General features: G+C 65.4%; 5 protein-coding genes. All 5 read right to left on the bottom strand.

Annotated elements, in window-relative coordinates; genetic code table 11:
- Positions 1-70: 70 nt before the first annotated feature.
- Positions 71-424 carry a DUF1304 domain-containing protein gene (locus EP867_RS19130; protein WP_128491031.1) on the bottom strand — a complete coding sequence of 118 codons (354 nt, stop codon included), beginning with the start codon at positions 422-424 and terminating at the stop codon, positions 71-73.
- A gap of 25 nt (positions 425-449) precedes the next feature.
- Positions 450-1,427, bottom strand: coding sequence for a zinc-binding dehydrogenase (locus tag EP867_RS19135; RefSeq protein WP_128491032.1), 978 nt, complete (start codon positions 1,425-1,427; stop codon positions 450-452).
- Between the two features lie 11 nt (positions 1,428-1,438).
- Positions 1,439-1,846 (bottom strand): organic hydroperoxide resistance protein, encoded by a 408-nt coding sequence (locus tag EP867_RS19140; RefSeq protein WP_128491033.1) that lies wholly within the window; start codon positions 1,844-1,846, stop codon positions 1,439-1,441.
- A 15-nt stretch (positions 1,847-1,861) separates the two neighbouring features.
- Positions 1,862-2,482, bottom strand: a complete 621-nt coding sequence (locus EP867_RS19145; RefSeq protein ID WP_128491034.1) for a TetR/AcrR family transcriptional regulator — start codon at positions 2,480-2,482, stop codon at positions 1,862-1,864.
- 166 nt (positions 2,483-2,648) lie between these two features.
- A partial coding sequence (locus EP867_RS19150) for an MFS transporter (RefSeq protein ID WP_128491035.1) occupies positions 2,649-3,347 on the bottom strand: 699 nt, incomplete at its 5' end.

Below are 3,347 nucleotides of genomic sequence, written 5' to 3' on the forward strand. Positions count from 1 at the left end.
ACCGCGTGACCGGCTTCACACAGACTGCAACACACCAGGTGAAAATAACTTGGCAATGCCGTTCTAACTTTCACCAACCTGTTTGCAGCGCACTAAGCCCCACAAGCGCCGGGAGGGTCTGGACAAACAGGATCTTGCGGCTGGAGGTGACGGCGCCGAAGACACCCGCCACCGCCACGCAGATCAGAAAGAACAGCTTGAAGGCGATGCCGGCCTCGCCCATCACCAGCCCGGTGATCAGCCCCGCCGCCAGAAAGCCGTTGTAAAGCCCCTGATTGGCGGCCAGCGCCCGGGTGGCGCTGGCAAACTCGGGCTTCAGACCAAAGGCGCGCATGCCAGCGGGCTTGTCCCACAGGAACATCTCGAGCGCGAGGATGGAGAGATGCAGCGCCGCAATCAGGGCGATCAGGATATTGGCGATCATCGTTTCATCCTTTGCTCGGGGGCGCTCAGGGCCGCAACAGCACCTTGCCGGCCTTGCCCGGTGCCAGCGAAGCCTGAACCGCCTCGCCGATCCGGTCCAGCCCGAAGACGCCCTCGACCGGGAGTTTCAGCGCGCCGCTGGCCACCAGCCGAAGCAGCTCGCCGATGAGGGCCACGCGCTTCTCGGCCGGCATCGCGGCGCTGACCTTGGCGCCCCAGAAGCCCTTGACTGTCGCCTGTTTGAAAATCACCTCGCCCGAGGGAATCTGCATCGGCTCGCCCGCCATGGTCCCGAACGACACGAGTGTGCCATTCTCGCCCAGCAGGCCCATCAGATCGCGGCTGGCGCTGCCGCCGATGGAATCGACCGCGGCGCGGATCGGGGCGGCTCCGGTCAGCGCGCGGACCCGGTCCTGCCAGCCGTCCGAGGCGGTCGAGACGGTGTTGGCTATGCCCAGTGCGTCCATTTCGGCAATGCCGGCATCGCGGCGCACGAGGTTCACCACATTGACGCCGCGCCCGGCCGCCAGCATGGCCAGCGTCTTGCCGACCGCGCCATTGGCGGTGTTCTGGATGATCCAGTCGCCTTCCGCCACCTGCAGGAAGTCCAGCAGCGAGATCGCGCTGAACGGCATGGCGATCAGCTGGGCCGCGGCCTCGTCCGAAATGGCCTCGGGGACCGGGACCAGGCCATTGGCGGGCGCCAGGAAATACTCGGCCCAGGCGCCATGCACCGAGGCGACGGCGACCCGCTGGCCAAGCGCCACGCCGCTGACATCGGGACCAAGCGCCTCGACCGTGCCCACCGCCTCGCTGCCGCCGATCGCGGGCAGTTCGGGCTTGTAGCCATAGCTGCCGCGCACGGTCCAGAGATCGTGGTTGTGGATCGGCGCGAGGATGGTTTTGATCCGTACCTGGCCGGGGCCCGGCTCGGGACGCGGGGCCTCCCCAAGGGCAAGAACCTCGGCCGGATCGCCGAACACGTTGTGGATGGCACTGCGCATGGGGGTCTCCTTCACAGGGCGGTGACGTGCAGGCGCACGTCGATATTGCCACGGGTGGCATTGGAATAGGGGCAGACCTGATGGGTCGCCTCGATCAGCGCGCGGGCCTCGGCCTCGGTGACGCCATGGGTTTCGACATGGATGTCGATGTCCAGCGCATAGCCGCCCTCGGGGCGCTGGCCGATGCCGACCTCGACCGAAGTCTTGCCGGTGACCTCGAGCTTGCGCTGCTGGGCGACCATGGCAAAGGCGCTGTCGAAACAGGCGGCATAGCCGAGCGCGAACAGCTGCTCCGGGTTGACGCCGGTCTGGCCCGCACCGGGGCGGGTCAGGTCGAAGCCGAGGCTGCCGTCGTCAAGCTCGGTATGGCCCGAGCGGCCTCCGGTGGCGGTGGCGCGGGTCTTGTAGAAGATTTTCATGGGGTTGCTCCGGTGTCAGGGCTGGCCGGGGCAGGCCAGCAGGGTTTCGGTGGCGGAAAGCGCGGCCTGCATCGGCGCCGGGCTTCGGGTCAGTTTTGCCAGCAGCGCGGCCCCCAGCCACATCTGGTATATCACCTGTGCCAGCCGCGCGGGATCGGCGCCGTCGGGCAGGGATCTGTCGCCCCGCCCTTCGATGATCAGTGCCGCGGTGCGGTCGATCAGGCGGCCAACGCCACCCTGGAGGACCAGCCGCATGTCCTCGGACAGATCGGCCACCTCGGCCGAGAGTTTGACCACTAGGCAATCTTCGGCCCAGCCGGGACGCGAGACATCGACTGGGTCGTGCAGCCAGGCGCGGAAATAGCGCATCAGTCGGTCGTGGCCAGTAGCGGGAGCGGCCAGCAACTGCGATAGGCGCTCGGCATAGTTTTCGACATAGTGCTGAAGCAGCGCGGTCCCGAACGCCTCTTTAGAGGCGAAGTAATGGTAGAAGGATCCTTTGGGCACGCCGGAGTTCTTCAGAATCTCCTGCAGCCCAAGGCCGGAAAAGCCCTTTTGCAGGACCAGCGCATGGCCGGTTTCGAGAATGTGCTGCCGCGTCGCCGTGGCCTTTGGAGTGAGGGTCGCTTGGGTCATGGATTAAAAATAGACCAGTCGTCTATGAATTCAAGCCCCTGCGCGCGATTTCGGTGAATTCGAGTGGCCTCGTGTCCCGTTTGCGGAGAACCCGCGCCGGTCTGCAGGCAGTCCGGCGCCAGCGAACAATGCCGGCCTTCGCGGGAATCCGCGCCGAGACCGAAGTCTAGCGGGACCGGAATGCCAGGACTGCACTCAGCAGCAGCATTGCCGTCAGCATCAGGCTGACCCCCGCCCAATCGGCACGTTGCCAGAGCTGGCCGCCGAGAGATCCGGCGACATTGGCACCGAGGTAGAAGAAGATCTGATAGAGTGAGGTGGCCTGTGCCCGTGCCTGTCGGGCCGAGCGGCCGACCCGGCCGCTCACCACCGCATGGGCCGCGAAGAAGCCGCAGATGAAGATCGCAACACCCAGAATGGCCGGTACGACCTGATCGATTATCGTCAGCCCTACGCCAAAGACAGCCACGCCGAGCGCTCCGATCAGCACCTTGCGCGCTCCGAGCCTGTCGGCAAGCGCGCCGACGCGAGCCGAGGTGACGGTGGAAAGCAGATAGACGAGGCTGAGCCACCCCACCGCCGATTGGCTGAGTGCGATCGGTTCACGCATCAGGTGGAAGCTGATGTAATTGAAGAAGGCAACGAAGCTGCCCATGATCAGGAAGCCGGTCAGGAACAGCCGCCGCAGCAGCGGATTGCCCAGATGCAGCGCATAGCCGGAAATCGCATTGCCCAGCGACAGCCGGCGCGGCTCGAAATGCCGCGAGGGTGGCAGCAAGCGCCAGACAAGCACTGCGCCGAGCGGCATTGCCAAGTTGTTGTGTCGTGAAGCCCCTGCTGTAAGGATTTCGAATGAAAATGCCAT

This window comes from Falsigemmobacter intermedius (genome assembly GCF_004054105.1).
Classification (GTDB): Bacteria; Pseudomonadota; Alphaproteobacteria; order Rhodobacterales; family Rhodobacteraceae; genus Wagnerdoeblera; species Wagnerdoeblera intermedia.